The organism is Uliginosibacterium aquaticum (genome assembly GCF_012972705.2).
GTDB classification, from domain to species: domain Bacteria; phylum Pseudomonadota; class Gammaproteobacteria; order Burkholderiales; family Rhodocyclaceae; genus Uliginosibacterium; species Uliginosibacterium aquaticum.
This window is the reverse complement of the sequence record NZ_JABCSC020000001.1, coordinates 1-25,281: the sequence shown is the minus strand read 5'-3', so window position 1 is coordinate 25,281 and position 25,281 is coordinate 1. Positions and strand designations below refer to the sequence as shown.

The following is a 25,281-nucleotide window of genomic DNA, read 5'->3' as shown; positions in this document are numbered from 1 at the left end:
TTCTCCGCTTAGTCCCAGAACTCGATCTTCACAGGACAAAAAAATGACAAACGAGAACACCACCTGCAACGGCCTCAAGGCGCGGCTGTGTGCGCTCTTGAAGAAGAAGTGGTTCATCGGTCTCGGCGGCCTCACCGTGGCCTTCGCCGCCGGCATCATCTTCTGGGGCGGCTTCAACACTGCGATGGAGCTGACCAACCGCGAACAGTTCTGCATCGGCTGTCACGAGATGCAGGAAAACGTCTATCAGGAGTACCGCAACACCATCCACCACTCCAACCGCACCGGCGTGCGCGCCACCTGCCCGGACTGCCATGTGCCCAAGGAGTGGGTGCCCAAGGTGATCCGCAAGATTCAGGCTTCGAAGGAAGTGTGGGGCAAGCTCACCGGCAGCATCAGCACCCCCGAGAAGTTCCAGGCCGAGCGCCTGCGCCTGGCGCAGAACGAATGGCGGCGCATGAAGGCCAACAACTCACAGGAGTGCCGCAACTGCCACAACTACGATTCGATGGACTACGCCGAGCAGAACCGCCGCGGCGCGGCCATGCACCAGAAGGGTTTTGCCGACGGCATGACCTGCATCGACTGCCACAAGGGCATTGCCCACAACCTGCCGCCGATCGAACAGCACATCGGCGCCGAGCGTGATGCCGTGTCGCCGGAAGTGATGCACCCGCCTGTCGCGCCCAAACCTGAGGCGGCCGCTTCTCCGGCGAACTGAAACCGCCCTGCCAGAAAGCACAAGGCCCCGTAAACCGGGGCCTTGTGCATGGAAGCCTGCGCAGGATTCAGAGCGGCCGATCGCTCGGCAGGGCAAAGTAGAACCACTCGTTGCCGGGCAGGGACTTCGGATTCGGAAAGACGATGAAGCCGGTACCCTGCGCACGGACCTCCGTGCCATCGTGGCGGATGCCGATCACCTCGCCCGCCTCGACCGGGTCGAAGCTCTTCCACTCCTTCACGAAACGGTCGTCCGGGTGCATGCGGTCGATCACATCCACCAGACGCAGCAGTTCCGGCGCCGGGTGCGGCGCCGGAACGGGCGCGTCGATCAGACCCAGCAAGGCCAAGGTGTTGCAGATCGCCTTATAGGCCACTTCCGGTGCTGCCGGATCTTCATGCTGACCGCATTCCAGCGTGATCGCGTAGCCCCCCTTGGAGCGCATGTATTCGGTGGTGCCCACGCCATAGCTCGGATCCGTGCTGAGCATCTGGGCGCGCAGGCTGGCGTCCGGATAGGCGAGACGGCGAGCCACCCCACGCGCATAAGTGTCCAGCCAGCCTTCGACGATGCGGCGTACGCCCAGGCGCACGGCCAGCGCCTGCTCCCGGGCAGCATGGCTGAATGGCTCCAGGGAGCCGGAATTATCCTGCGGGCCGAGCATGGCAAAGGGCTCACCGCCGGTGTGGAAGGAATGCAGATCGAGCAACGCGTCATGCGCCTCGAGCAGGGGGCACAGCGCATTGGCGATGCGATCCTCGAAGTCGACCGGCTCGGCGGTGGGGCGCAGGTTGCGGTTGAGATTGCGGTCACCCATGCGCTGCTTGAGGTGGTAGGCCAGCGGATTGGTGATCGGCACAAAAGTCAGGGTGCCGCACTTGAGGCTCAGCGCACCGGAATCGAACTCGGCAATCAGGCGCTCGATGGCACGCGAGCCGCACACCTCGTTGCCATGCACGGCGCCCAGCACCAGCAGCTTCGGGCCTGGTTCAAGGCCGGCAAAGCTATGCACGCGCAAGGCGGTGGTGGAAGGCTGGATGTGGACGGGGTGACTCATGGGGAACTCCGGATGAAGATCGATTCAGCGGGCACGTATTGTCGCAGGAAGCCATGTGCAGCGGGCTATCAGCATCATCACCCCGGCCAGATCGGGCTCGCGGCATAATGCCCCTGCCCCCCACACAGGAACACTTTCCATGAACGACCTGACCCGTACCCCGCGCGGCAGCCTGCAACTGCGCACCCTGGCCATGCCGGCCGACACCAACCCTAGCGGCGACATCTTCGGCGGCTGGCTCATGTCACAGATGGACTTGGGTGGCGCCATCCTGGCCAAGGAGCTGTCACGCGGCCGGATCGTCACGGTGGCCGTCGATGCGATGAGCTTCCACCGCCCGGTCGCAGTGGGCGATGTGGTCTGCGTGTATGGCGAATGTGCACACGTGGGCCGTACCTCGCTGAAGGTGAAAGTAGAGGTATGGGTCAAGAAAGTGACCGGCGAACAGATCGGCGAGCGCTTCTGCGTCACCGAAGCCACCTTCAGCTACGTCGCGATCGGCGCCGACAAGCGCCCACGTGTGATCCCGCGCGAACACAACCCGGAGCTGGAAGCCGCCATCGCGGCCATAGCCGCCGCCTGAGGGCTGTTGCACATGGGCGGCAAGCCGCCCACCCGCCAGATGCGCGAACCTCCGGGCCGTCCGCCTTGAGGCGATCGGGGGCGACTGCTATAGCACAGCATGCGCAGCCTTCCGCGAGCCCACCATGCTTCCGCTTGATCCACAGCTGTTTCGCCTGTTTCTGGAGGCCCTGGATGCCCCGGCGCTGCTCTTGGACGCAGACGGCGAGATCCTCTTCGCCAACCCGGCCTGGCAGATCAGCCCACGCGTCAGCGGCGCAGTGGGTCAGCCCTGGCCGGGGCAGAACTACTTCACACTACTGAATGCGGCCGCCGGCAGTGGCGACCGCAGCGCCGGCGCGGCCGCCGAGGCTTTGAGCCAGCTGGCGGAAGAAGGTGGCGAAGGCTTCAGCCAGGACTACTTCAGCAAGGGCCCGGAAGCGCACGACTACTACCACCTCAAGGCCTGGCGCATCGAGTACGCCGGGGAAGTCGTCCTGGCCGTCCTCCACAGCCCGCAACTGCAGCACGACGCGCTCACCGGCCTGGCCACGCGTCAGCTTTTCGCCCTCAGCCTCGGCGCTGAGCTGGGCCGCGCCCGACGCCAGAAACAGCCCCTGAGCCTGCTCATGCTGAACACCGATCACCTGCGCACAATCAACGAACTTCACGGCACACGCATCGGCGATGAATGCCTGATCGCCATTGCCACCCTCTTGCGCGAACACGCCCGCCGGCCCGCCGATCTGGTGGCACGCTACGGCGGCGACGAGTTTGTCGTGCTACTGGGCGATACGCCCGGCACCGAGGCGCGCCGGATCGCCGAGGCCATGCGCGCCGAAGTTGAGGGCCTGCACATTGCCGCCGGCCCGCAACATTTACTCAGCGTCAGCATCGGCGTGGCCGATGGGGCGCCAGGGCTACGCCACATCAGCGAGGCCATGCTCATCGAGGCGGCCGAAGTCGCCCTCTACCGGGCTCGCCGGCGCGGCCAGAATCGCGTGGTATGGGCCCAGACCGAGCCGGACCTCCTCACCACCCTGCTGAAGAGCTGAGCGGTTTCAGGCTTGCCGGGGCCAGCCGGCAAGAAAGGCGGAGCAGCATGATGAATCTGAACAAACCTGGGGCAGCGCCGGAACAAGCCGCCAGCACCTTGCCAGACGATGCCAGCTTCCGCGATGCGCAGGAATTTTCGCTGGTCCTGGGCGGGCCCTTGTTCCAGCTCCTGCGCCGCACTCATCTGGCCGATGACGGCCTGCACCTGATGCGCCAGCGCGTCATCAGCATCGCGCTGCTAGCCTGGCTGCCGCTGCTGCTGCTGTCCGCCTTCGAAGGGCGGATGGCCGGCGGCACCGTCCCCTTCCTGCACGACGTGGAGGTGCATGTGCGCTTCCTGCTGGCGCTGCCGCTGCTGATCGGCGCCGAGATGGTGGTACATCAGCGTCTGGGGCCCATCGTGCAGGCCTTTCTGGCGCGCAATCTGATTCCCGGTGAGGCCCGTCAGCACTTCGATGAAGCCCTGCGCGCCGCGTTCCGTCTGCGCAATTCGGTGTCAGCCGAGCTGCTGCTAATCGTGCTGGTGTATGCCCTGGGGGTTCTGGTGATCTGGCGCCAGTACATCGCCCTCGATGTTGCCTCCTGGTACATCACGCCCGCTGCGGAGGGCTCACACCTGTCCCTCGCCGGCATCTGGTATGGCTATGTGAGCTTGCCGATCTTCCAGTTCATCCTGATCCGCTGGTATTTCCGCCTCTTCATCTGGGCGCGCTTCCTGTGGCAGGTGTCGCGTATTCCGCTGCAGTTACTGCCCACCCATCCGGACCGCGTCGGTGGCCTTGGCTTTCTCGCCAACACGGTGTATGCCTTTGCCATTCTGGTGGCGGCCCATGGTACCTTGCTGGCTGGGCAGATTGCCAGCCGCATCTTCTTCGCCGGCGCCAGCCTGCCGCAATACAAGGCCGAAGTCGGGCTGATCGTGGCTTTCCTGCTGTGCGTGGTATTCGGCCCCCTGCTGGTGTTCACGCCTCAGCTGCTGCAAGCCAAGCGCCAGGGCCTGCGCGAATACGGCGGTCTGGCCGAACGCTATGTGCGTGAATTCGACCGCAAATGGCTGCGCGGTGGTGCGCCGGAGGATGAGCCGCTGGTCGGCAGTGGTGACATCCAGTCACTGGCCGACCTGGGCAACAGCTACGAGGTGGTGCGCGGCATGCGCCCTGCCCCCATCACCCGTGATGCCCTCCTGCACCTGGCCGCAGCTGCGCTGGCACCGCTGCTTCCCCTACTGCTGACCATGATGTCGCTGGAGGAGCTGCTGAAGAACCTGTTCGGGATCCTGTTCTAGGTGCTGCTCGCCCGGCGCTTAGGGCTCAGGCCGCCTGCAGCATCCGGTAGAGCTCCTCCTTGAGCTGCAGGCGCTGCTTCTTCAAGTCTTCCAGGGCGAAATCGTCAAGCGCCCGGAGACCGTCCTGGGCATCCGTGATGTCCTTGTCGAGAGCCACGTGCTGTTCATACTTCTGCGCAAAAACCGGCTGGCTGCTGCGCAGCCGGTCGACACGCTCGGCCAGATCAGGAAACTCTACGTGAAAATCATGCGAAAGCAGATGCGGCATGGGAATACTCCTCAGAGTCATGCTGGGCGGAGAAGGGCTGGCAGGCCCCATGTGCCAGGACACGCTTGAAGAGTAGAAAGCCGATCGCCATGCGACAAGCTGTACCCCGCGCGGCCGCCCGCCTCATCAGGGCAGGTGCTCATTCGCCCGACGCTTTTGAGCGAGCCCTTCAGCTCAAGCCTCGACCCGATTGCGACCTGTCGCCTTGGCCCGGTAGAGCGCCGCATCGGCACGCGCCAGGATGGCCTGCCAGTCGGCATCGGCGGGCGTGCTGCTGGCCACGCCAATGCTGATCGTCACCTCCAGAGCGGCCACCCGGCTGGACGGCCGCGAGCGTGCGCTCAGGGCACGCAGGCGTTCGGCGATCTCGGCCGCCCCCTCCGGCCCGGTATCCGGCAGCAGCACACCAAATTCCTCACCCCCGAGGCGACCGAGCAGATCGCCACGCCGCAGGGCCTGCGCCCACAGCGCGGGCAGCGCTGCCAGCACCTCATCACCCACCGCATGACCATGCCGATCGTTGATCTGCTTGAAATGATCGATATCCATCATCAGCAGGCTGAGCCGGCCCTTTGCCCGGCTTACCCGCGCGAACTCCCGTCCTGCCTGAAGGAAGAAGGCGCGCCGGTTCATCACCCCGGTTAGTTCATCCTCCATCGCCAGACGCTGGATATGGTGCTGGGCCTTGAAAAGAGAGCGCTGGATGCGGTGCATGAATCCGGCAAAAGCCAGCGCCAGCACGCTCAGGACGCCGGCCACCGTAAACACCAGGCGGCGGGTGGCGAAATAGGGCTCGAGCGCTTCATCGAAGCCACGGGTTGCCACGACAAACAGCGACTTGTCCGGCAAGTGCTCGAAGCTGACGATGCGCCGCACGCCATCGCTGAAGCGGCCATCGGACTCGAAATGCCCCCGCTCCGCCGTATGAAAACGCGGAAAGTTCGGCGAGCCGCTGACATCCTTGCCAAGCATGGCCGGATCCATTGGTGCGCGCGACAGCAGACGACCATCCGCACGCACCAGCAGCAGGCCGCCCCATTCCTTGAGGCGCCATTGCTCATGCGGTTTGATCAGCCGGTCAAGCTCGACCACAGCAACCACCATCTTCAGCCCGGCACGCTCGTTTTCGAGGCGCCAGGAAATCGGGATGCCCCATGTTCCCGTCGTGCGCCTCACCACCGGGCTGCCGATGTACAGGCGGCGCTCGCCATGCCCCAGCTGGGCCTTGAAGTAATCACGGTCACTAACATTCACCGGCCCGCTTCCTGCGGCGTCAGCCCCAGGATGCACCGTGCCATCGCTGCTAAGCAGACGCAGATCGATCAGATCACCGGAGAGGCGCCGCAGCTCCTCAAGCAACGCAAGGAAAGCCGGGTCTGTCAGCGGATCGGAGTTCACATGGGCCTGCAGCCAGAGGTCCACAACCCGCAGATCGGTTTCCACACTCTTCAACAGAGCGAGGGTGTGCTGGGTGACCACACTGTTGAGCTGCTCCAGCTCCCGCGTCGCGTCAGACAGCAGACGATCGCGATACATCCCCGAAAACACCAGCACCAGGCCCCACATCACCGCCAGCAGGGCAAACATCGACAGCCACAGCCCGCGACGCAGGATCGAAGGAGCGGAATGATGGATCTGGACAGGGGTAAACATGGGCGCTTGAGGGCCGGATCGGGTGGTATCCCACGCTTAACGTCACGCCAACGCAAATCTTGCGCACCCGCCTGTGCGGGTTTTCCTGTGGCGCCGGGCCGGGAGCCGGGCCATCGCGGCAAACATCCGTTCAAGAAGACGCCTCTGGATGCCGTACAGCATTGAATGAGTGCCCTCCAACTCACCCACAGAGAGAAATCATGTCCATCGCCCGCAAACTGATCATCCTGGCCCTGTGTGCAGCCTCCGCCCTGATCCTGGTGGGCGCTGCCGGTCTGTACGCCGCCCGGGAGGGCTCCACAACGCTCGAAGACATCAACAACCGCGCCATTCCGGGCCTGAACCTGCTACACAACGTGCGCTCGGAGCAGCAGCAGATCGCCATAGGCCTGTTCCGCCACACCCTCAGCACGGAACCTGCCGTCAAGGCGCAGATCGAGCAAGACATGGAAAAACGAGCCGAGCGCGTGAAGCAGGACATGGCCGGCTACGAAGCGCTGATTCAGACTGCCGAAGGCAAGGAACGCTTCCGGGTGACCAGCGGACTGGTCAAGGAATATCTGGGACTACTTGCCGAATTCATCACCAAAGCCCGCGCCAGCGGCAGCGCACCCGAGATGTCCGGGCCGATGGGCGCCAAGCGCGCCCAGTTCTCGAAGCTGCTCGATGAACACATCGAGTTCAACATCGAATCGGCCAGCCGCGAAGCACAGGCCGCCGAAGCCGCGGCCAGCAGCGACATGCAGATTTCCCTCGCCATCATTCTTGTTGCCCTGGCCGTAATTGGCGGCCTGAGCTTCTCGGTGATTCGCAGCATCAAGCGCTCACTCGACGATATCCAGCAGGCGATGCAGAAAATCGAGGGGAATCTGGATCTTTCGGTACGCGCCCAAGTGAATGGGCAGGACGAGATCGCCACCGTATCGAATGCACTCAATCGCCTGCTCACCAAGCTCAATGCCAGCTTTTCTTCGATTGCCGGTCATGCCGACAAAATCAGCACTTCCTCCAGCCAGATGAGCGACACCGCCGGGCAAGTGGCACACGCCGCAGCCCTGCAGAGCGATTCAGCCTCCGGCATGGCCGCCGGCATCGAGGAGATGACGGTCAGCATCAACCATGTGAGCGACCGCTCCACCGAAGCACGTGATCTGGCCCAGGAATCCGGCAAACTGGCCCACGACGGCATCCGTGTGATCGACGAAACCGTCAGCGACATCAACGCCATTTCGCGTTCGGTGAGCCATGTGTCCTCGCGTATCCGCGAGCTCGAAGCACATGGTGACCAGATCTCCTCGATCGTCTCGGTCATCAAGGAAGTGGCCGACCAGACCAATCTGCTGGCGCTGAATGCCGCCATCGAAGCCGCTCGTGCCGGCGAACAGGGCCGTGGTTTCGCGGTGGTGGCCGACGAAGTGCGCAAGCTCGCCGAGCGCACCGCCAGTTCAACGACCGAGATCAGCAGCATGGTGAGCGCCATCCGCAGCCTCTCCCAGGAGGCGGCCACCAGCATGGAAGAGGCTGTCAGCATGGTCGAAGCCGGCGTGGAGCGCGCCGGCATTGCCAGTCAGGCCATTCACCGCATCAGCGAAGGCAGCAACAACTCGCAGAGCATGGTGGAAGAAATCTCCAGCGCGATCCGCGAACAGAGCGCAGCGAGCAACAGCATCGCCGTGCATGTCGAAAAGATCGCCCAGATGGCTGAAGAGAGCAGCGCCGCAGCACGCAGCAGCGCCTCCCTGGCTAATGAGCTGGACCAGTTCGCGCAGGAAATGCAGGGCGTGGTATCCGCTTACAAGCTCTGAGCCTGTTTTTTTGGCGCCCCGTAGGCGCTGCCGCATCCTTTAAAATCTCCGGCGGCTCATGCTTGGCCAATACCTGCATTCAAACTCTGGAGATGATTTTGGCTGAACGAATCGGGGTATATCTGACCTGCGAAGGCTTGGGAGATTGCCTGTTTGCCATTCCGGTCCTGAAAAGCCTGCTCAAGAACTGGGGCGAGCCAATCACGCTGGACATTTTCACTCACCATCCTGACCTGTTCAGGAACTGTCCGTATGTGAAAACGGCCAGTCCCATCGGCGACGGCACGGCTCTGCAGCTGTATGCCTCCTCCCGCAAGGTCATCAAGATGTTCGACACCGAGTGGTGTCATCACCAGAAAATCGACACCTTCGATTTCATGAGTATCCCGCTGCGGCTCGGTACGCTAGATTTTGACGAGAAACAGCTGGAGTATTTTCCCCTGGAAGCCGACCAAGCCGAAAACTTCGATGTGGTCCTGAACACCTCGCAAACCTGGATCACCCGTAGCTGGCCACACGAATACTGGCAAAGCCTGGCCGACCGCATCCTCGAACAAGGACATTCGGTGGCAGTAATCGGCAAGGACAGCTACAGCCAGGCGGACCGGCTAATGAAAACCTCACGCCCGCTGGCAGGCTGCACGGATCTCACCAACCGCCAGAGCATCGATCAGGCATTCCACACCATCAATCGCTGCCGCCTGTTCGTTTCTGGCCAGAACGGCCTCTCCGTACTCGCAGGTGCGACAGATGCCGAGATCGTGGTGCTGGGCAGCTCGATCGCCTGGAGCCACCGAGCCATCTACCGCCAGGGCAACCCGATGCACCGAATCACCTATGCCACAGGTCACTGCGACAGCTATTGCGGGGCATCGGGGCAGTGCCGGAAGAATGGCAGCCGGGAGCAGTTCGACTGCGTACCGGGCTATGTCGCTGTCGAACAAGCGGTCATGGCCCGGCTTTCTGCCTGGCAATCCCTTAGAAGCTGACCCTCAGGAACTGCAGGACAAAGCCGAGCAGCCGGGCTCGTTACGTGCCCAGTCCGGCCGGCGGTCGGCCAGATCGGCAAATTCGGGCTGCTCCGTGTAGGGCTGGCGAATCGCCGTCATGAGCCGCTCCAGCACGCTCAGGTCCCCCGCTTCGGCAGCCTTGATGGCGTTCTGGGCCAACCAGTTGCGCGGGATCAGCCAGGGGTTGGCAGCATTCATGCGCGCCACGCGCGCGGCGGCCACTTCCGGCGCAGTAGCAATCCGCGCCTGCCAGGCGCCAAGCCAGTCCGCAAAGGCTTCGCGCGCCTGGGTGGAAGGCTCGGCATAGAAGGCCGGGGCCAGAATCTGCAGCGCAGCTTCACGTTCCGTATCCGCATTCATACGGGCCAGCGCACGGTAGAAGATTGTCATGTCTGTATCGACTGTCGCGAAGCAGGCGAACAGCCCGCTGACCAGCTCGAAGTCCGGCTGCTCCGGCCCCTCCTGCGGCAGGCCCAGCTTGTCGCGCAGCATCGCCAGATAGTGGCGCTCGAAAGCCTCGCCATAGGCATCGAGGCAACGCTCCAGCGCCCCGATGTCGCCCACCAGCGGCAGCAGTGCATTGGCCAGGCAGCTCAGGTTCCAGCCGGCCACCCGGGCCTGCTCGGCATAGGCGTAGCGCCCGCCACGGTCGGTAGTGTTGGGCGTGAAGCCGGGCTCGAAGGCGTCCAGCCAGCCATAGGGGCCGTAATCGATGGTGAGGCCCAGCACCGAGAGGTTGTCGGTATTCATCACGCCGTGCACGAAGCCCACCCGCAGCCAGTGCGCCATCAGCAGCGCGGTACGCTCGCAGACCTCCCGGAACCAGGCCAGATAGACCTCCTGCGAGGGGCTTCCGAGCTGCGGAAAGTGGGTCGTGATGGTGTAGTCGACCAGCTGGCGCAGCAGGCCGAGGTCTTCGCGCGCGGCCGGCAGCTGATAGTGTCCAAAGCGCAGGAAGCTCTCCGCCACGCGGGTCACGATGGCGCCCGGCTCCTCGCGTGCCCGGCCGTCGTAGAACATGTCGCGCAGCACCGCTTCCCCCGTGCCGACCAGGCACAGCGCGCGGGTGGTCGGCACGCCCAGATGGTGCATGGCTTCGCTGCACAGATATTCGCGGATCGAGGAGCGCAACACCGCCCGACCATCGGCATGGCGCGAGTAAGGCGTCAGCCCCGCCCCTTTCAGCTGCACTTCGAGGCGCAGCCCGTCCGCACCGATCACCGTGCCGAGCAGGGTGGCGCGGCCGTCACCAAGCTGACCGGCCCAGTTGCCGAACTGGTGGCCACCGTAGCAGGTGGCATAGGGCTGGCTGCCGGTGAGCAGGCGATTGCCGGCGAAGACTTCCGCCGCCGCCTGCGCATCGACGGGCAGCGCACCGAGCCCGAGCAGGGCCGCGCACTCGGCCGACCAGTGCAGAAGGCGCGGGGCGGCCACCGGGGTTGGCACACAGAAGGAATACATCGCTCCCTGTACCGTGCGCGGCTGTGCCAGATCCAGCGGATCGGCCGGCAGGGCGCCCAGGAAACGGTGATCGAAAGTCAGGGCAGCAAGATCGGCAGGTAGGGACATGGGAGGCTTACGGCGAGAGGCTCAGTCTTCAGTCTACGGTTTTAGAGCAAGATTTCAGCCACATCCTGAGTAAGGTCAGATGCCTGTCGGCGATGCGCTAAGCTTCAGGTCCGCCCTCCGGGAACTTCAAAAGAGAAAACCATGAGCATTTCGATGTACGTCGCCAGCAGCCCGCGCCTGATTGCCCAATTGAAGGCGCTCGACGCCATCCTCGCCAAGGCCGCAGCCCATGCCGAAGCCAAGAAAATCGATCCGGCCGTACTGCTGGCCAGTCGACTGTTCCCGGACATGTTCGCCTTCACGCGCCAGGTGCAGATCGCCTGCGACTTCGCCAAGGGCACAGTTGCCCGCCTGGCCGGCGTCGAAGTGCCGAGCTACGCGGACAACGAGCAGACGCTTGCCGAACTGCAGGCACGCATCGCCAAGACCATTGCCTTCATCGAAACCATCCCGGCTGTGCAGATCGATGGCTCGGAGACGCGTGACATCAACGTGAAGGCCGGCCCGCGCGAGCTGCAGTTCAAGGGCCTGGACTATCTGATCGGCTATGCCCTGCCAAACTTCTACTTCCACGTCACCACGGCCTACAACATCCTGCGCCACAACGGCGTGGAGATCGGCAAGCGCGACTACCTCGGCGCCTGAACCACCGGCGGCTCCGTGCCGGGCGCATGGCAGGCACAGGCCTCGCCATGCGCTGCGGCCACCAGTTCGTGCAGGATGCCGCAGTCTGCCACCTGATGCGGCTGGGCGCAGCGCCCGCGCAACTCAATCAATTGCCGCTCCAGCGCCTGCATGCTGGCCAGGCGGGCGCGCACCCGCAACAATTGGGCGTCGACCAGCAGGTTGATATCGTCGCAATCGGCCTGCGGCTGCTGCAGGAAGTCGAGCAGGCGGCGGATATCCGCGAGGCTCATGTCCAGCGCACGGCAATGGCGGATGAAGGCCAGCTGCTCCAGATGCGCAGCCCCGTAAGCCCGGTAGCCATTGGCCTGGCGCGCCGGGGGCGGCAGCAGGCCGGTCTTCTCGTAGTAACGGATGGTTTCGACCTCGATCCCGGTGGCCCGGGCCAGCTCGCCGATGCGCCAGATGGTGTCCATGTTTCGCTCCTTGCAGGCTGTGATACTAAACGCTTGACCCTGAAGTGACTACAGGGTGTTGAATCAAGTCATCCCTCAACCTCCCTGCAAGGAAATCCTCATGGCCTGCTGTTCCTGTGAAACCAGTTGCTCCACCAGCACCGCCCCGAGCCCACGCTTTCGCCGTGCGCTGTGGATCGCGCTGTGGGTGAATGCGCTGATGTTCGGCGTCGAAATCATTGGCGGTCTGAGCTCCGGCTCGGTGTCCCTGTGGGCCGATGCGGTCGACTTCGCGGGTGATGCGGCGAACTACGCCCTATCTCTCGCCGTGCTCTCGCTGGGCCTCGTCTGGCGCGCCCGTGCGGCCTGGCTGAAAGGCCTGACCATGGCCGCCTTCGGCGTCTTCGTGCTGCTCCGCGCGGGTTGGTCCGCCTGGCAAGGCATTCCGCCGGAGCCACTGACCATGGGCGTGATCGGCCTCGTCGCGCTGGCCGCCAACGCAAGCGTGGCCCTGCTGCTCTACGCCTTCCGCGAAGGGGATGCCAACATGCGTTCGGTGTGGCTATGCAGCCGCAACGATGCCATCGGCAACATCGCCGTGATGCTCGCAGCGGCCGGGGTGTTCGGCACTGGCAGCGCCTGGCCGGATCTGGCCGTGGCCCTGGTGATGGCAGGGCTGGCGCTGTCCGGTGGGCTTTCGGTGCTGCGCCAGGCACGCCAGGAACTGGCCAGCGTCTGATCCCGACTTGACCCGCCCGGCATGTTCCTGCAAGGTGCGCCCCACATCTGAATGCAGGAGCTGACATGCTGTTGAGCAATCTGGAAATCGTGCCGGGCCGGCGCATCAAGGAACATCTGGGCATCGTCGAAGGCAGCACGGTGCGCAGCAAACATGCCGGGCGCGACATCATGGCTGGGCTCAAGAACATCGTTGGCGGCGAACTCAAGGCCTATACCGACCTGCTGGTCGAGGCGCGCCAGCAAGCCACCGACCGCATGGTGGCACAGGCCGAGGAAATGGGCGCCAACGCGGTGCTCAACATCCGTTACACCACGACCTCCGTGACCACCGGCGCCGCCGAGATCCTGGCCTACGGCACCGCCGTCATCCTCGAGTAAGCCCACGTCATGGAACTGCTGATCAAGCTCGGGGTTTTCCTCGTGCTGGTGACCATCGGCTACTGGCGCGGCCGCCGCAACGAGCGCGCCCATCTGCGCAGCCTCGCCGCCGAGGAAGACGCGGTGGCCGATGTGCTGGTCTTCGCCACGCGCTATCCGCCCGCTTCCGCGCAGGTGCTCGATCCGCTGCTGGTCACCGGCAGTGCAGTGATCGCGTCGGACTATTTCCGCTTCTTCGTGGCCGGTCTGCGCAAGATCGTCGGCGGCAACTACCGCGCCTACGAACAGCTGCTGGAACGCGGCCGCCGCCAGGCCATGGTGCGTCTGAAGCAGGCGGCCAAGGCACGCGGAGCGAAGCACGTATTCAACGTGCGCATCACCACCAGCCGCATCTCCAACAGCCGCGGCGGCGAAGCCACCCAGGTGGAAGTGCTGGCGGTCGGTACCGCCTTCGTCCTCGCGACGGGCTCGGTCGCCGAGAGCCGCGCCCACCATCGGCCAGGGCCGGCTCTGGCGTCGCCGGAGAACTTCAGCCTGTTCAAACACCGCTTCACGCGTACCTGGCTGCTCGCGCTGGTAGCGGCGGTGATCTATGCCTTTGTCGAACTCATCGGCGACGCGCGCTTCACGCATCAGTGGCGCTATGCTCATGGTGCGCCGACGGCGCTGTTCTTCATGCTGGCCTGCGCGGGCAGCTTCGCCCTGCTGCTGTGGGCCCGGCGCGCGAAGACGCCGTGGTCCAGCGCCATCGTGCTGGCCTTGCTGACAATTCCCGCCCTGCAGGCCACGCTCTATTTCGGCGTGCTGCGCCTCAACAGCCTGCTCAGCCACGGCCCCCAGCAGGTGGCGTACAAGGTCGCCAGCGAAGGCCTGCTGCAGCCGGTGACAGCAGGCCTGCCGGAGCTGTATTTCTACGACTACGCCGATTACTGGGCAGCCCAGCCTGAAGGCAGCCCGATACGCCTCACCGTGCTGCGCGGCGCACTGGGCGTGCTGCAGTACGACCTGCGACCGCTCGGGCCGCAGTACGAGGCCTGGTACTCGGCACAGCACTGAAAAAGCAGGCTCACGGTTCGGCTCGCCCCAGGGCCAGCGCTCCGCTCAGCGGCGTGAGTCGTGCCGCATCCTGCCCGGCGACTCGCGCTTGCTCTGCCCGCTCAGCCGGCAGTGGGTGGCTCTGCAGCCAAGCCGGTGCGCGCACGCCACGCTCAGCCTGGAGGGCCGTAAAGGTTTCGAAGAGCTTCACGAGGCCCTGATTGCCGCCGTGCAAGCGCTGGCTGGCGAGCTGCGCCGTGGCATCCGCCTCGCGCTCGGCCTCACGGCTGTAAGCCAGCATCTGCAGTTGCTGCACATCGCCGATCAGCCACTGATTGAGCGCCGGGCTGCGCACGCCGATCAGGCCCAGTACGCTGGCCGTCATCACCCCGCGACTGAGTTGGCGCACCATGTGCCGATGCGCCACATGGCCGATTTCGTGAGCCAACACGGCATCGAGTTCCTCCTCGTAGCGCAGCTTTTCGAGCAGGCCACGAAACACGAACACATGTCCGCCCAGGGTGGCGAAGGCATTCACCGTATCCCCCGCCACGTAATGCAGCTGGATCGGCATCTGGGGCGGCAGCTGCAGGCTGGCTGTTATTCGCCCGGCATGTTGCTGCAGGGCCTGCTGGATCGCCGCATCCTGTGGCCCCGGGCCGCCGCCCAGAGTGGGCGCCAGGCGATCCAGTTTGAGGCTCTCGGCGAGCTGCACTTCGGCCGCAAAGGGTAAGTGCGGCGCCAGCCACACGGCCAGCCGATCCGCCGCGAAGAGGCAGGCCAAGAGGATCAGGCTCACGCTCAGGAGCAGACGCAGCAGCTCGCCGTGCTCACCACGGGCGGCGTCTTGAGGATCGGGTCGGCGGGTGGCGGCATTGCGATAGCGCATGGTGGTCCTAGCGAAACAGGGTGCTGGCATACTAGCGCGGAACGCCGGGGCATTCCGCAGCCGGCTCCAGCACTCCGTCCCCTCCTCATGCATCCGCAGCCCAAGAATCCGCTCCACGGCCTCACGCTCGAATTCATCCTGACTCGCCTGGTCGAGCACTACGGTTGGGAAGAACTCGGCCGACGCATCGAAGTGCGCTGCTTCATCCTCGATCCGAGCATCAAGTCCAGCCTGAAATTCCTGCGCCAGACCCCCTGGGCCCGCAGTCAGGTCGAAAACCTGTACCTGGATACTTTCGCTTGAATCTACCCGCCAGCATCCCTTTCTTCACCGCCCTGCGCTTCTGGCTCCGGCTGGGCTTCATCAGCTTCGGTGGCCCTGCCGGCCAGATCGCGCTGATGCACAGCGAACTGGTGGAGAAGCGGCGCTGGATCTCAGAGAAGCGTTTCCTGCATGCGCTCAATTACTGCATGCTGCTGCCGGGGCCGGAAGCCCAGCAGCTCGCCACCTATCTTGGCTGGCTGATGCACCGCAGCTGGGGGGGCATTGCGGCGGGGGTGCTGTTCGTGCTGCCTTCACTGCTGATCCTGATCGCGCTGTCATGGCTGTACATGACCTTCGGCCAGCAGCCGCTGGTAGCAGGGCTGTTTTACGGGATCAAACCGGCGGTGTGCGCCATCGTGCTGCAGGCGGCCTGGCGCATCGGCGGGCGCACCCTGCATAACCGCTGGCTGTGGGGCATTGCGGCGCTGGCTTTCATCGCGATATTTGCATTGCATGTACCGTTTCCGGCCATCGTGGCGGGCGCGGCAGCGCTGGGCTGGCTCGGCGGGCGCCTGCAGCCCGAGGCTTTCAGCACCGGCGGCGGTCATTCTGGCGCGGCAAAGTCTTACGGCCCAGCATTGATCGACGACGACACGCCCACACCGGAGCATGCGCGTTTCCGCTGGTTCCGCCTGATCCTGATCTGCGGCCTGGGCGCCGTGTTATGGCTGCTGCCGATGGGCTTGCTGGTGGCTTTCGCTGGCTGGACGCACTTCTTCAGCCAGACCGGCTGGTTCTTCACCAAGGCGGCGCTGCTGACTTTCGGCGGTGCCTACGCGGTGCTGCCCTATGTGTATCAGGGCGCGGTGTTGCACTACGGCTGGCTCAGCCCCAGCCAGATGATCGACGGGCTGGCGCTCGGCGAGACCACACCGGGTCCGCTGATCATGGTGGTGGCCTTCGTCGGCTTCGTCGGCGGCTGGAACGAGGGCACGCAGATGGCCTCCGGCGCCTTCCTGTCCGGCCCGGCCATCGTGTTCACGGCCTTGGTCGGCGCCTGTCTGGCCACCTGGTTCACCTTCCTGCCGTCCTTCCTGTTCATCTTCGCCGGCGCTCCGCTGGTGGAATCAACCCGCGATGCGCTGCACTTCACCGCTCCGCTCACTGCGATCACGGCAGCCGTGGTGGGGGTCATCGTGAATCTAGCGCTGTTCTTCGCGTACCACGTGCTGTGGCCGCAGGGCTTTGATGTGGGCTTCGAGTGGCCGGCTGCGTTGATTGCGCTGGCAGCTGCGGTGGCCTTGCTACGTTACAAGGCGAATGTCATGGGCGTGATCGGTCTTTGCGCCCTGGCCGGCCTGCTCGTGAAAGGCCTCCTCTGATGCGCCGGATGCTGGCTCTGATCCTGTGGCGCCTGCTCGCGGGTAGCGCGCTGCTGCTGGGTTTCATCGGCATCTTCGTGCCGGGCCTGCCCACCGTGCCCTTCCTGCTGCTGGCGGCCTGGGCGGCCGGGCACGGCTGGCCGGCGCTCGAAGCCTGGCTGCTGAATCACCCACGCTGGGGCGCCAGTATCCGCGCCTGGCGTGAACACGGTGCAATGTCTCGCCGCGCAAAATGGGCCGCCTCGATCATGATGACGGCCAGCGCCGGGCTGATGTATTTCTCCGGCGCCCCGCGCCTGATCACCCTCGGCGTAGCACTGGTGATGCTGACGGTGGCCATCTGGCTGTGGCGGCGGCCAGAGCACTGAAAACGATCTCCCGGCATGCGGTATGCTTGATCCAGACTGGAATATCACGGAGAAAAACACCATGCCCCATCGCCCGCCCTTCATTGCCCCGCTGCGCTTCACCGATGCCGAAGCTGCTCTGGCCCAGGTTCAGCTGATCTACAACGCCAGCATCAATCACCTGCGCGAAGCCCTCCAGCAATACGTGTCCGGAACCGTGCCGGAAGCCGAAGAGGAACGCGCCCGCGCCTGCTATCCCTTCGTGCGCATCCACACCAGTACCGTTGCCAAGGCGCGTACCGCTGACAAGCGTCTGTCATACGGCTTCGTCGCCGGCCCCGGCCACTACGAAACCACCCTGACCCGACCGGACCTCTTCGCCGGCTATTTCCTCGACCAGTTCCGTCTGCTGCTGCAAAACCATGATGTGGAGCTGGAAGTGGGCATCAGCTCGCAGCCGATTCCGGTGCATTTCTCCTTTGGCGACTATGACCACATCGAAGGCAGCATGAGTGCCGAGCGGCGCATGTTGATGCGCGATCTCTTCGATCTGCCGGATCTCTCGGTGATGGACGACGGCATCGCCAACGGCACCCATGCCACCGCGCCCGGTGAAGCCCATCCGCTCGCCTTGTTTACCGCCCCGCGCGTGGATTACTCCTTGCAGCGCCTGCGCCATTACACCGGCACCTCGCCCGAGCATTTCCAGAACTTCGTGCTGTTCACCAACTACCAGTTCTACATCGACGAATTCGTGCGCATGGGGCTGGAGGCGATGAATGACCCGGCCAGCCCCTACCTCGCTTTCGTCCAGCCCGGCAACGTCATCACGCGCCGCGTCGGCGAGCCGGCGGGCGAGCTGGATGCGCTCGGCAAACAGCCGCCGCGCCTGCCGCAGATGCCGGCCTACCACCTGGTGCGCGCCGATGGCAGCGGCATCACCATGGTCAACATCGGCGTCGGCCCGGCGAACGCCAAGACCATCACCGACCACGTCGCCGTGCTGCGCCCGCATGCCTGGCTGATGCTGGGGCATTGCGCCGGACTGCGCACCACCCAGGCGCTGGGCGACTATGTGCTGGCGCACGCCTATGTGCGCGAAGACCATGTGCTCGACGAAGACCTGCCGGTGTGGGTGCCGATTCCGGCGCTGGCCGAAATCCAGCTCGCCCTGCAAACCGCCGTAGCCGACGTGACCGGCCTCTCGGGTGCAGCGCTGAAGGGGCTGCTGCGCACCGGCACGGTAGCGACCACCGACAACCGCAACTGGGAACTGCTGCCGGACAACACCCCGCAGCGCCGCTTCTCGCAAAGCCGCGCGGTGGCGCTGGACATGGAGAGCGCCACGATCGCCGCCAACGGCTTCCGCTTCCGCGTGCCCTACGGCACCCTGCTCTGTGTGAGCGACAAGCCATTGCATGGCGAGATCAAGCTGCCGGGGATGGCCAACAACTTCTACCGCGAGCGGGTCGACCAACACCTGCGTATCGGCATCCGGGCGCTGGAGATCCTGCGCGAGCGCGGGCCGGATGCGCTGCACAGCCGCAAGCTCAGAAGCTTCGCCGAGGTGGCATTTCAATAAGCCAAGCGTGCGCCGGGATCGCGCTGCGCAGCCGGACTTGATCTGAGACCAGCTGCGCGCGCGCGCTCCTTGCTAGGCTGTCGGAAACTCCAGAGAGGATTCACCGATGGACATCCAGCAGGTCCTGCAGCAGCTCGACAGCCTTTTCCAGCGCGGCGCCTACGATCAGGTCGAAGCCTTCATGCTCGACCACATCGCCCGTGGCGAAGCCGAGGGCGACAAGGGCGCGGTGCTCTCGTTGCTCAACGAGCTGATGGGCTACTACCGCAGCACCAGCCGCTTCAAGGACTCACTGGCGGCGGCCAGCAAGGCGTTGGGCCTGCTCGAAGAGCTGGGCCTCAAGAACAGCCTGCACTACGCCACCACCCTGCTCAACGTCGCCACGGCCTGGCGCGCGGACGGCCAGTTTCAGCGCGCCATCGAGCTCTTCGAAGAAGTGGGACGCATGTTCCTCGCGCTGGGCGTGCAGGATGCCTTCCTCGTCGCCACGCTCTACAACAACCTCGCCCTGGCCTGGCAGGAAGCCGGCGATCACGCCCGCGCGATCCAGTTCCTCGAAGCCGCGCTGCCGATCAGTCGCAGCAATCCGGGCGCGGAACACGATGTGGCGGTGAGCCTCACCAACCTCGCGCAGTCGCGCGTGCGCCTGGGCCAGCTCGCCGAAGCGCGTGCTGCGCTGGAGGAGGCCGACCGGCTGTTCGCCGCACTGCCGCGCCCGAGCGGCCATCACGCTGCGGCTATCGCCGCGCTGGGCGAGGTGTGCTTCAAGGAGGGGAACGCGAGCGAAGCCGCCGCGCTGTACGAACGTGCCCTGCGCGAGATCGAGGCGCGCTTCGGCAAGAACCAGCCTTATGCCGACATGCTGGAGAGCCTCGCGCTGGTGCTTGAAGCCTCCGACCCGACTCGCAGTGCAGCCTGCAAGCGCGAGGCGCAGCAGGTGGCCGCCGCACTGCGCCCGCAGCTCAAAGGCCTGGCCCTCGCGCGCCAGTACTACGAAGCCATGCGCGGCAGCCTGCTGGCTGACTACGCGCCGATTGCACACCGCATCGCCGTGGGTCTGGTGGGCCACGGCTCGGAGTGCTTCGGCTTCGATGACGAGCAGTCCCGCGATCACGATTTCGGCCCCGGCTTCTGCATCTGGCTCACGGATGAGGATTACGCGGCCTTAGGCAAGCAGATGCAGGCCGACTACGAGCGCCTGCCGCCCGAGTTCGCCGGCTTCCCGGCGCGCCGGCCCGGGCGCCGCAGCGGCCAGCGCGTGGGCGTGTTCAGTATCTCCGGTTTCTACCGCGAATTCCTCGGCGCGGCGGAGCTGCCGCAGTCCGAAGCGGACTGGCTGCAGATTCCGGAGCCACTGCTGGCCTGTGTCACCAATGGCGAAGTCTTCTCCGACCCGGCCGGCGAGTTCAGCCGTATCCGTGCTGCGCTGGCCGCTTACTATCCCGATGGCATCGTACGGCGCAAGCTTGCGCAGGCCGTGGCGAAGATGGCGCAGAGCGGGCAGTACAACCTGCCGCGCGCGCTGACGCGCGGCGAGCCGGCCGCTGCGCTGATGGCGCAGGCCGAGTTCATCCGCCAGGCCTGCGCGGCGATTCATGTGCTGAACCGGCGCTATACCCCGGCCGACAAGTGGCTGGTGCACAGCGTCGGCAGCCTGCCCAGGCTCGCCGCGCTGCACGGCCAACTCACACAACTGGCGCAGACCCTGGCGGCCGAGGCTACGCCGCTGGTCGAAGAAATCTGCGCCGCCGTGCTGCGGGAAATCATCGCGCAGGGCTTCAGTCAGCCGGGCGAGTCCTATCTTGAAGCGCATGTCGACAGCATTCTCGCCAACCCGTAGGTGCGGCTTTAGCCGCACACCACGCGTGGCGGCGGACTGAAGTCCGCCCTACGCAAGCTTCGCCATCCATGCGTGCGGCTGAAGCCGCACCTACGGAACACACACACAGGAAACCCCATGAGCCTCATCGACGACATCGTGCAACTCGAATGGCAGGCCTTCGACAAGGTTGAAAACGAAGGCGGCCGCGCCAATTGTCAGGACAACTTCGAGACCTTCGAGATCATGCGCAAGAGCCAGTTTCTGGCTTGGGACAATGGCACGCTCGCCAGCTACCACGCCGACCTCAAGCGCGCCGCGCAGCTCGGTCGCAATCTGGTGCAGGAGAAATACGCGCGCATGATGGCCTCCACCGCACCCGCCGAATACGCCGGCTTCGCGCATCTGCTGCCGCCGCTGAGCGACTGGCAGCGGCGCACGATCGAGCGCGTCATCGCAATTCAGCTGGAATGGCGTGAAGCCTTCGCGCGCGAGTGGCCGCGCATGTCGGATCAGGCTCGCCTGATCCGCACCGAGGAGGACGGCCCGCAGGGCACCTCCTTCGAAACCTATCTGCGCGGCGAGCTTGGCACCTATTCCGAAGACACCCTGCGCGCCTACCTGCGCATGGTGGAGGAATATCAGGAGGAGGGGCGCAACCTCACCACCGTGACCATGGAGCACACCGCGAAACTCTATGGCTACGCCAGCCTCGCGGCAGCTGAGCAGAAGCTGGCTTAACACCCCGATGATATGCTGAGCGGATCACACGACACTTAAACAGGGAGAGCAGGATGCAGGCGCAATGGTTGTCCAGACTCGGTAGTTTCTTTTTTCTGATCCTGATCCTGTTTTTCGCGTTCAGCGGCGTGTTCGGCACCATCGGCACTGGAAACGTGGGCATCCGCACCACACTCGGCGTGATCTCGCCGGACGAAATCGGGCCGGGCATCTACATGAAGTGGCCCTTCATCTCCAAGGTGCAGGAATTCACCGCCAAGGAAATCGCCATCGACGTGCAGGACCTCACGCCCAAGGCGCGAGACAACCTCAGCCTGCGCGACATGGACATCACCATCTACTACCACGTCGCCCCTGGCGGCATCACCGAGCTGCAGGCCAAGTACGCCAACCAGTCCGCCCGCGATGAAGAGAGCGGCGTGTGGTTCCCGGCCCACGGCCTGGTCTCGCGTCTGGTGCGCAACGCGGCCTATGAGGAAGTCTCCAGGGTCGATTCGCTGATCCTGCATACCAAGCGCGACGAAATCGCCGCGGCCATGCACAAGAATGTGCAGGCCCAGCTCGAAGCCAATGACCCAAAGGTGTTCTCCGTGTCACGCGTGGTGATCCGCTCGGTCATGACCGATCCTTCCATCGAAGAATCCATCCGCGCCGCCGTGGCCAACCAGAAGCGCCTCGAGGCCATGACGATCCAGACCGAAATCGCCAAGCGCGAAGCCCAGATCAAGATCACCGAAGCCGAAGGCATCGCCAAGGCCCAGGCCATCATCTCCGGCTCGCTCACCCGCGAATACCTGCAGCACGAAGTGAATCAGGCCCTGGCCAAGTTCGCTGAGAAAGGCTCGGCCCATACCGTGGTGATCCCGGCCAACATGAGCAGCACGCCGCTGATCAACATCCCTTCACCAAAGTAAGCGCCCTGCAGCATGCAGCGATTCCTCTCCGCCCTGGCCTGCAGCCTCGCCCTCCTGCCGGCGCAGGCGGCCTGCCCTGAAGAGGCGGCCCTTGCGCTGCGCTTCATGCAGGGCTATCTCGCCTACAACGATGCCGTGTTTCTGGGCAGCAGCAGCCAGCCCGTCGAGGCCTGGCTCGATGCCAATCCGCTTGCCTCACCGGGCTTGCGCAAGGCCTACCGCGCCAAACAGGCCGAGGGGCTACAGCGAGACCCAGAACTCGGCTGGGGTTTCGATCTGCTCCTTGATGCCCAGGATTATCCCGAGCAGGGCTTCGAGCTGCGGCGCTGCCCCGCGCCCGGCTATGTCGAACTGCAAGGCAGGGGCTGGCCGGAATTCAGCGTCACCGTGAAAACCGTGCGGCTCGGCAAAGCACTGCGCATCGACGGCGCCGGGGTGCTCAACATTCCGCCCGCCCGGCGCGCCAGGCAGCACTAAGTCCCCACGCCCTCATCCTCCGGAACAATACTCATGGCCCAGCCCAAAACCCCCGATGCCAACCGCCTTGACCGCCTTGTGGCCGAGGCCCGCAAGAGTGCCGAGCAGCGTGAGCAGGGCTACCGCGAACGGGCCCTGAAGCTCTACCCCTGGGTCTGCGGCCGTTGCACGCGCAGCTTCACACGCGACAATCTGCGCGAGCTGACCGTGCACCACCGCGACCACAACCACGACAACAATCCCCCGGACGGCAGCAACTGGGAGCTGCTGTGCATCTACTGCCACGAGAACGAGCACTCACGTTATCTCGAAGCGGACTCGGGGCAAGGCGGCGGCGAGAACGGCCACAGCAGTGCGACGCATAATCCCTTTGCCGCACTCAAGGATCTGCTCAAAAAGTAAGGCCAGCCGCAGGTTTGCAATGCCTGGCCGGGCGTTCAGCCCCCAATCCAGATGAAAGGCTTGTCCACGCAACCCCGGTGGGGCAGTTGAATACTCAGCGCGCCCCGTCGGCTGCAGCACCCGGCTCCGGTTCAAAGGCCGAGAGTGCAAAGGTATTGGCGGCAGGATCGAGGCAGACGCGATAGCGGGCAAAAAAATCGTAGCCGAGCAAGCCATGCAGCGTCGGAATCGGCAGCTCAAGCACCCGCAAGGGCCCGAGCTTGAGTGCCTGCCCGGCCAGCGTCGCACCATCGATCGAAAGAATTTTGTCCGGCAAGGTCGCGCCGGCTACATCAGGCTTGATGAGATTCTGATTCGCCCCGGTATCCAGGCCCAACAGAAGCGCCTGACCCGCATGATCAAACTGCACATAGGGCAGCGAGCCCAGGCGGCGCAAGGGCACCGGCACGCCGGCACATTCGGCATGCACCGCCCCGCGTGGGTAGAGCCTCACCGCCTGCTTCGCGTAATCGAACACCAGGTTGTAACGCTGAAGATAGGCCCAGCCGAGATAACCATCGATACCTGGCGGGATACGCGTTTTTCTCCAGACCGTAGCCGGCACCACCTCAAGCTCACCCGGCGCAAGCGCCAGCGAATGCTCACGGACTTCGCCCGCCGCCCCGGCTTCCGGCCAGTCCGGCCGCAAGGCCAAAGCTGCCGCCCCGCCAAGATCAAGAATCAGGGACGCCTCCCGGCCATCTACCTGCACTTGAAGGATCGGCAGTTGTTGCCTCAATTCAAAGTGCAGCACTCGCTCCGGCTCCAGCGCATCCGCCTTGGCCACACACATCAACACGAGCCAGCCCCAAAAGTATGCTTTCACCCCTTCATCTCCATTCGCCAGACCTACGCATCACTATACCTGCGCACACCATCTATCTCGCGCGCTGTCCGCGCCCAAAGGAGGCTCTCTTGGCCACGAACCTCAAGAGCACTTAAGCGCACCGAGGCGATGACAAACATGTAACCCGGTTTGATATTTCTCACACTTCCAGCCTGAAGCCAATTGACGCTGGCGGAGAGGCTAAGGAAGATGTGGCGAGCATGCTGAGTCAAGCTTGTAATACCAAACGGAGAGGCCGGCCTACGATGCATAACAGATACCCGGTCAGAACGATCACCCATCACCCCCAGAAGCACTTGTTCCACTTGTAGTCATTTCGCACCTCATCAGACAACATGAAGAAAACCTGTGGAAAAAACGGCGCCATTGTTTTATTTATCACTTTGACGCCAAGTAAGGCTTCAAATTTCTTATAAAACAGAAGTCTGAGAATCCGGGTCGTTTTGATAAATAAACCAATACGCCCTCACTTTGAGGGCTACTTCACGTTAGCGCACGAGATGTCCATCGAACTATCACACAACGTATCAACCGGAACTTGGTCCTTCTCGTATAAGCGCCACATTTTTGTCGCGCTAGGGCTTCTTCTGGTCGGCAGTGGTCTAGCTACATTCACCGGCCCTTGGTGGCAGGGAATTCTCATTGCGGCTCTTGGGAAAGCAGGCGTCGTGGTGAATGAGAGTTATCAATGGCTGCTCGCAACAGCGCAGATAATTCCCGGCTTAGGGCTACTGGCGTACAAGCACTTTATTGCCGATCCGCGGCAGGCAAAGATCCAAGCAGATAAATCAACCTTTTGGGCAGCCAACATCTCTATTGAACGGGCTAGGTCCTACCTTTCAAATCTTCTTGACGATCATTCCTATACCTCAAAACTCCATTCCGAGTTTTATGAAGTTTCGACACGATTTCTAAAGCCAGAGTTTGTATTTCAACACCACTCTACCGCCACAGCCTATCGTGAGTTTTCTTTAGCCGCAGGGCGGCTCGAGGAGTTCGTCGGTACGAACTTCTTTGTTTTTCCAAACACCCGTCCTGCCGACGGAGATTACAGATACTGCCTAGCCCCCCACTTAAACATGGATAGGGAGTTGGTTTTCTACGATGCAGAAAAAGTGGCCGAATACAGAACATTGAGCACGCAACTGCACGAAAAAACGAGGCAAGTGCAGGCCCTGTTTACTAAATGGATCGAAGACTTAAAAGCACTCGGCCATGTATAGCGCTAACCACTCTCTAAGGGACTTCCCGTCAACTGGTTTGTGAATGCCGGCCGCTAGGCCGGTTTTCTTTTTGTTTCTCCGGAACGCTTCAAACCGCTGCTTTCGTGCTGACGACCGCGACCAGACTGTCATCTCTC

General features: G+C 63.8%; 27 protein-coding genes. 20 read left to right on the top strand and 7 right to left on the bottom strand.

The features are described from left to right. Positions 1-43: 43 nt before the first annotated feature. Entirely contained in the window at positions 44-721 is a 678-nt protein-coding gene (locus HJ583_RS00135) for a NapC/NirT family cytochrome c (protein ID WP_170019441.1), read from the top strand. Between the two features lie 67 nt (positions 722-788). On the opposite strand, the gene HJ583_RS00130 is transcribed toward HJ583_RS00135, so the two are convergent. Then, entirely contained in the window at positions 789-1,778 is a 990-nt protein-coding gene (locus HJ583_RS00130) for a M14 family metallopeptidase (protein WP_170019439.1), read from the bottom strand. 139 nt (positions 1,779-1,917) lie between these two features. Here HJ583_RS00130 and yciA point away from each other — a divergent pair, with 139 nt between their 5' ends. The 3 genes from yciA (at position 1,918) to HJ583_RS00115 (ending at position 4,680) form a co-directional block, all read left to right on the top strand. Further along, positions 1,918-2,361 (top strand): acyl-CoA thioester hydrolase YciA, encoded by a 444-nt coding sequence (yciA, locus tag HJ583_RS00125; protein WP_101942191.1) that lies wholly within the window; start codon positions 1,918-1,920, stop codon positions 2,359-2,361. Between the two features lie 124 nt (positions 2,362-2,485). After that, positions 2,486-3,394 carry a diguanylate cyclase domain-containing protein gene (locus tag HJ583_RS00120; protein WP_170019437.1) on the top strand — a complete coding sequence of 303 codons (909 nt, stop codon included), beginning with the start codon at positions 2,486-2,488 and terminating at the stop codon, positions 3,392-3,394. A 50-nt stretch (positions 3,395-3,444) separates the two neighbouring features. Further along, positions 3,445-4,680: a hypothetical protein gene (locus tag HJ583_RS00115; protein ID WP_170019428.1), complete on the top strand. Its 1,236-nt coding sequence runs from the start codon at positions 3,445-3,447 to the stop codon at positions 4,678-4,680. A gap of 25 nt (positions 4,681-4,705) precedes the next feature. Here the strand turns inward: HJ583_RS00115 and HJ583_RS00110 are convergent, their stop codons facing one another. Next, on the bottom strand, positions 4,706-4,948 hold the full coding sequence (locus HJ583_RS00110) for a YdcH family protein (RefSeq protein ID WP_170019426.1): 243 nt from the start codon (positions 4,946-4,948) through the stop codon (positions 4,706-4,708). Between the two features lie 174 nt (positions 4,949-5,122). Further along, positions 5,123-6,601: a GGDEF domain-containing protein gene (locus HJ583_RS00105; protein ID WP_170019424.1), complete on the bottom strand. Its 1,479-nt coding sequence runs from the start codon at positions 6,599-6,601 to the stop codon at positions 5,123-5,125. A gap of 200 nt (positions 6,602-6,801) precedes the next feature. Here HJ583_RS00105 and HJ583_RS00100 point away from each other — a divergent pair, with 200 nt between their 5' ends. Both HJ583_RS00100 and HJ583_RS00095 read left to right on the top strand, forming a co-directional pair. Further along, positions 6,802-8,406, top strand: a complete 1,605-nt coding sequence (locus tag HJ583_RS00100; protein ID WP_170019422.1) for a methyl-accepting chemotaxis protein — start codon at positions 6,802-6,804, stop codon at positions 8,404-8,406. A 98-nt stretch (positions 8,407-8,504) separates the two neighbouring features. Beyond that, the gene (locus tag HJ583_RS00095) at positions 8,505-9,395 is read left to right on the top strand and encodes a glycosyltransferase family 9 protein (protein WP_170019420.1); all 891 of its coding nucleotides are present in this window, start codon (positions 8,505-8,507) and stop codon (positions 9,393-9,395) included. Between the two features lie 3 nt (positions 9,396-9,398). Here the strand turns inward: HJ583_RS00095 and HJ583_RS00090 are convergent, their stop codons facing one another. Then, positions 9,399-10,985: a protein adenylyltransferase SelO gene (locus HJ583_RS00090; RefSeq protein ID WP_170019419.1), complete on the bottom strand. Its 1,587-nt coding sequence runs from the start codon at positions 10,983-10,985 to the stop codon at positions 9,399-9,401. A 141-nt stretch (positions 10,986-11,126) separates the two neighbouring features. Here HJ583_RS00090 and HJ583_RS00085 point away from each other — a divergent pair, with 141 nt between their 5' ends. Beyond that, positions 11,127-11,630 (top strand): DUF1993 domain-containing protein, encoded by a 504-nt coding sequence (locus HJ583_RS00085; RefSeq protein WP_170019418.1) that lies wholly within the window; start codon positions 11,127-11,129, stop codon positions 11,628-11,630. Here HJ583_RS00085 and cadR read toward each other — a convergent pair. Next, positions 11,615-12,085, bottom strand: coding sequence for a Cd(II)/Pb(II)-responsive transcriptional regulator (gene cadR, locus HJ583_RS00080; protein ID WP_170019417.1), 471 nt, complete (start codon positions 12,083-12,085; stop codon positions 11,615-11,617). The genes HJ583_RS00085 and cadR overlap by 16 nt on opposite strands. Positions 12,086-12,185: 100 nt before the next feature. Here cadR and HJ583_RS00075 point away from each other — a divergent pair, with 100 nt between their 5' ends. The 3 genes from HJ583_RS00075 to HJ583_RS00065 all read left to right on the top strand — a co-directional run bounded on the left by HJ583_RS00075 (position 12,186) and on the right by HJ583_RS00065 (position 14,239). Further along, positions 12,186-12,803, top strand: a complete 618-nt coding sequence (locus HJ583_RS00075) for a cation transporter (RefSeq protein WP_170019416.1) — start codon at positions 12,186-12,188, stop codon at positions 12,801-12,803. Positions 12,804-12,868: 65 nt separating this feature from the next. After that, positions 12,869-13,183, top strand: coding sequence for a YbjQ family protein (locus HJ583_RS00070; RefSeq protein ID WP_101942200.1), 315 nt, complete (start codon positions 12,869-12,871; stop codon positions 13,181-13,183). A gap of 9 nt (positions 13,184-13,192) precedes the next feature. Then, on the top strand, positions 13,193-14,239 hold the full coding sequence (locus tag HJ583_RS00065; protein ID WP_170019415.1) for a YbjQ family protein: 1,047 nt from the start codon (positions 13,193-13,195) through the stop codon (positions 14,237-14,239). A gap of 10 nt (positions 14,240-14,249) precedes the next feature. On the opposite strand, the gene HJ583_RS00060 is transcribed toward HJ583_RS00065, so the two are convergent. Next, positions 14,250-15,107 (bottom strand): M48 family metallopeptidase, encoded by an 858-nt coding sequence (locus HJ583_RS00060; protein WP_170019414.1) that lies wholly within the window; start codon positions 15,105-15,107, stop codon positions 14,250-14,252. A gap of 87 nt (positions 15,108-15,194) precedes the next feature. Here HJ583_RS00060 and HJ583_RS00055 point away from each other — a divergent pair, with 87 nt between their 5' ends. From HJ583_RS00055 to HJ583_RS00015, 9 genes are all read left to right on the top strand, one after another. Further along, positions 15,195-15,410: a VF530 family protein gene (locus HJ583_RS00055; RefSeq protein ID WP_170019413.1), complete on the top strand. Its 216-nt coding sequence runs from the start codon at positions 15,195-15,197 to the stop codon at positions 15,408-15,410. Beyond that, positions 15,407-16,753 (top strand): chromate efflux transporter, encoded by a 1,347-nt coding sequence (gene chrA, locus HJ583_RS00050; RefSeq protein ID WP_170019412.1) that lies wholly within the window; start codon positions 15,407-15,409, stop codon positions 16,751-16,753. Before HJ583_RS00055 ends, chrA begins: the two co-directional genes overlap by 4 nt. 8 nt (positions 16,754-16,761) lie before the next feature. Beyond that, a complete protein-coding gene (locus tag HJ583_RS00045) occupies positions 16,762-17,121 on the top strand; it encodes a YbaN family protein (RefSeq protein ID WP_170019411.1) in 360 nt (119 codons plus the stop codon). A gap of 61 nt (positions 17,122-17,182) precedes the next feature. Beyond that, complete coding sequence (locus HJ583_RS00040; RefSeq protein WP_170019410.1) at positions 17,183-18,682, top strand: AMP nucleosidase; 1,500 nt, start codon at positions 17,183-17,185, stop codon at positions 18,680-18,682. Between the two features lie 106 nt (positions 18,683-18,788). Continuing rightward, entirely contained in the window at positions 18,789-20,522 is a 1,734-nt protein-coding gene (locus HJ583_RS00035) for a DUF4037 domain-containing protein (RefSeq protein WP_170019408.1), read from the top strand. Between the two features lie 117 nt (positions 20,523-20,639). After that, positions 20,640-21,242 (top strand): DUF4125 family protein, encoded by a 603-nt coding sequence (locus HJ583_RS00030; RefSeq protein WP_170019407.1) that lies wholly within the window; start codon positions 20,640-20,642, stop codon positions 21,240-21,242. A gap of 68 nt (positions 21,243-21,310) precedes the next feature. Next, complete coding sequence (locus HJ583_RS00025; protein WP_170019406.1) at positions 21,311-22,156, top strand: SPFH domain-containing protein; 846 nt, start codon at positions 21,311-21,313, stop codon at positions 22,154-22,156. Positions 22,157-22,168: 12 nt separating this feature from the next. Continuing rightward, the gene (locus HJ583_RS00020; protein WP_170019405.1) at positions 22,169-22,633 is read left to right on the top strand and encodes a hypothetical protein; all 465 of its coding nucleotides are present in this window, start codon (positions 22,169-22,171) and stop codon (positions 22,631-22,633) included. Between the two features lie 33 nt (positions 22,634-22,666). Further along, positions 22,667-23,035, top strand: coding sequence for a YajD family HNH nuclease (locus tag HJ583_RS00015; RefSeq protein ID WP_170019404.1), 369 nt, complete (start codon positions 22,667-22,669; stop codon positions 23,033-23,035). Between the two features lie 94 nt (positions 23,036-23,129). Here the strand turns inward: HJ583_RS00015 and HJ583_RS00010 are convergent, their stop codons facing one another. Then, positions 23,130-23,900 (bottom strand): pepsin/retropepsin-like aspartic protease family protein, encoded by a 771-nt coding sequence (locus tag HJ583_RS00010; RefSeq protein WP_170019403.1) that lies wholly within the window; start codon positions 23,898-23,900, stop codon positions 23,130-23,132. A 521-nt stretch (positions 23,901-24,421) separates the two neighbouring features. Between HJ583_RS00010 and HJ583_RS00005 the strand changes: the two genes are divergently transcribed. Beyond that, on the top strand, positions 24,422-25,144 hold the full coding sequence (locus HJ583_RS00005) for a hypothetical protein (RefSeq protein WP_170019402.1): 723 nt from the start codon (positions 24,422-24,424) through the stop codon (positions 25,142-25,144). Positions 25,145-25,281 lie beyond the last annotated feature (137 nt).

Coding starts and splice junctions, on each gene's coding strand:
- HJ583_RS00015 (WP_170019404.1), top strand. CDS start 22,667: ATGGCCCAGCCCAAAACCCCCGATGCCAACCGCCTTGACCGCCTTGTG.
- yciA (WP_101942191.1), top strand. CDS start 1,918: ATGAACGACCTGACCCGTACCCCGCGCGGCAGCCTGCAACTGCGCACC.
- HJ583_RS00135 (WP_170019441.1), top strand. CDS start 44: ATGACAAACGAGAACACCACCTGCAACGGCCTCAAGGCGCGGCTGTGT.
- HJ583_RS00030 (WP_170019407.1), top strand. CDS start 20,640: ATGAGCCTCATCGACGACATCGTGCAACTCGAATGGCAGGCCTTCGAC.
- HJ583_RS00105 (WP_170019424.1), bottom strand. CDS start 6,601: ATGTTTACCCCTGTCCAGATCCATCATTCCGCTCCTTCGATCCTGCGT.
- HJ583_RS00130 (WP_170019439.1), bottom strand. CDS start 1,778: ATGAGTCACCCCGTCCACATCCAGCCTTCCACCACCGCCTTGCGCGTG.
- HJ583_RS00115 (WP_170019428.1), top strand. CDS start 3,445: ATGAATCTGAACAAACCTGGGGCAGCGCCGGAACAAGCCGCCAGCACC.
- HJ583_RS00090 (WP_170019419.1), bottom strand. CDS start 10,985: ATGTCCCTACCTGCCGATCTTGCTGCCCTGACTTTCGATCACCGTTTC.
- HJ583_RS00060 (WP_170019414.1), bottom strand. CDS start 15,107: ATGCGCTATCGCAATGCCGCCACCCGCCGACCCGATCCTCAAGACGCC.
- HJ583_RS00020 (WP_170019405.1), top strand. CDS start 22,169: ATGCAGCGATTCCTCTCCGCCCTGGCCTGCAGCCTCGCCCTCCTGCCG.
- HJ583_RS00070 (WP_101942200.1), top strand. CDS start 12,869: ATGCTGTTGAGCAATCTGGAAATCGTGCCGGGCCGGCGCATCAAGGAA.
- HJ583_RS00085 (WP_170019418.1), top strand. CDS start 11,127: ATGAGCATTTCGATGTACGTCGCCAGCAGCCCGCGCCTGATTGCCCAA.
- HJ583_RS00035 (WP_170019408.1), top strand. CDS start 18,789: ATGGACATCCAGCAGGTCCTGCAGCAGCTCGACAGCCTTTTCCAGCGC.
- HJ583_RS00110 (WP_170019426.1), bottom strand. CDS start 4,948: ATGCCGCATCTGCTTTCGCATGATTTTCACGTAGAGTTTCCTGATCTG.
- HJ583_RS00120 (WP_170019437.1), top strand. CDS start 2,486: ATGCTTCCGCTTGATCCACAGCTGTTTCGCCTGTTTCTGGAGGCCCTG.
- HJ583_RS00100 (WP_170019422.1), top strand. CDS start 6,802: ATGTCCATCGCCCGCAAACTGATCATCCTGGCCCTGTGTGCAGCCTCC.
- HJ583_RS00040 (WP_170019410.1), top strand. CDS start 17,183: ATGCCCCATCGCCCGCCCTTCATTGCCCCGCTGCGCTTCACCGATGCC.
- HJ583_RS00065 (WP_170019415.1), top strand. CDS start 13,193: ATGGAACTGCTGATCAAGCTCGGGGTTTTCCTCGTGCTGGTGACCATC.
- HJ583_RS00045 (WP_170019411.1), top strand. CDS start 16,762: ATGCTGGCTCTGATCCTGTGGCGCCTGCTCGCGGGTAGCGCGCTGCTG.
- HJ583_RS00005 (WP_170019402.1), top strand. CDS start 24,422: ATGTCCATCGAACTATCACACAACGTATCAACCGGAACTTGGTCCTTC.
- cadR (WP_170019417.1), bottom strand. CDS start 12,085: ATGGACACCATCTGGCGCATCGGCGAGCTGGCCCGGGCCACCGGGATC.
- HJ583_RS00075 (WP_170019416.1), top strand. CDS start 12,186: ATGGCCTGCTGTTCCTGTGAAACCAGTTGCTCCACCAGCACCGCCCCG.
- HJ583_RS00055 (WP_170019413.1), top strand. CDS start 15,195: ATGCATCCGCAGCCCAAGAATCCGCTCCACGGCCTCACGCTCGAATTC.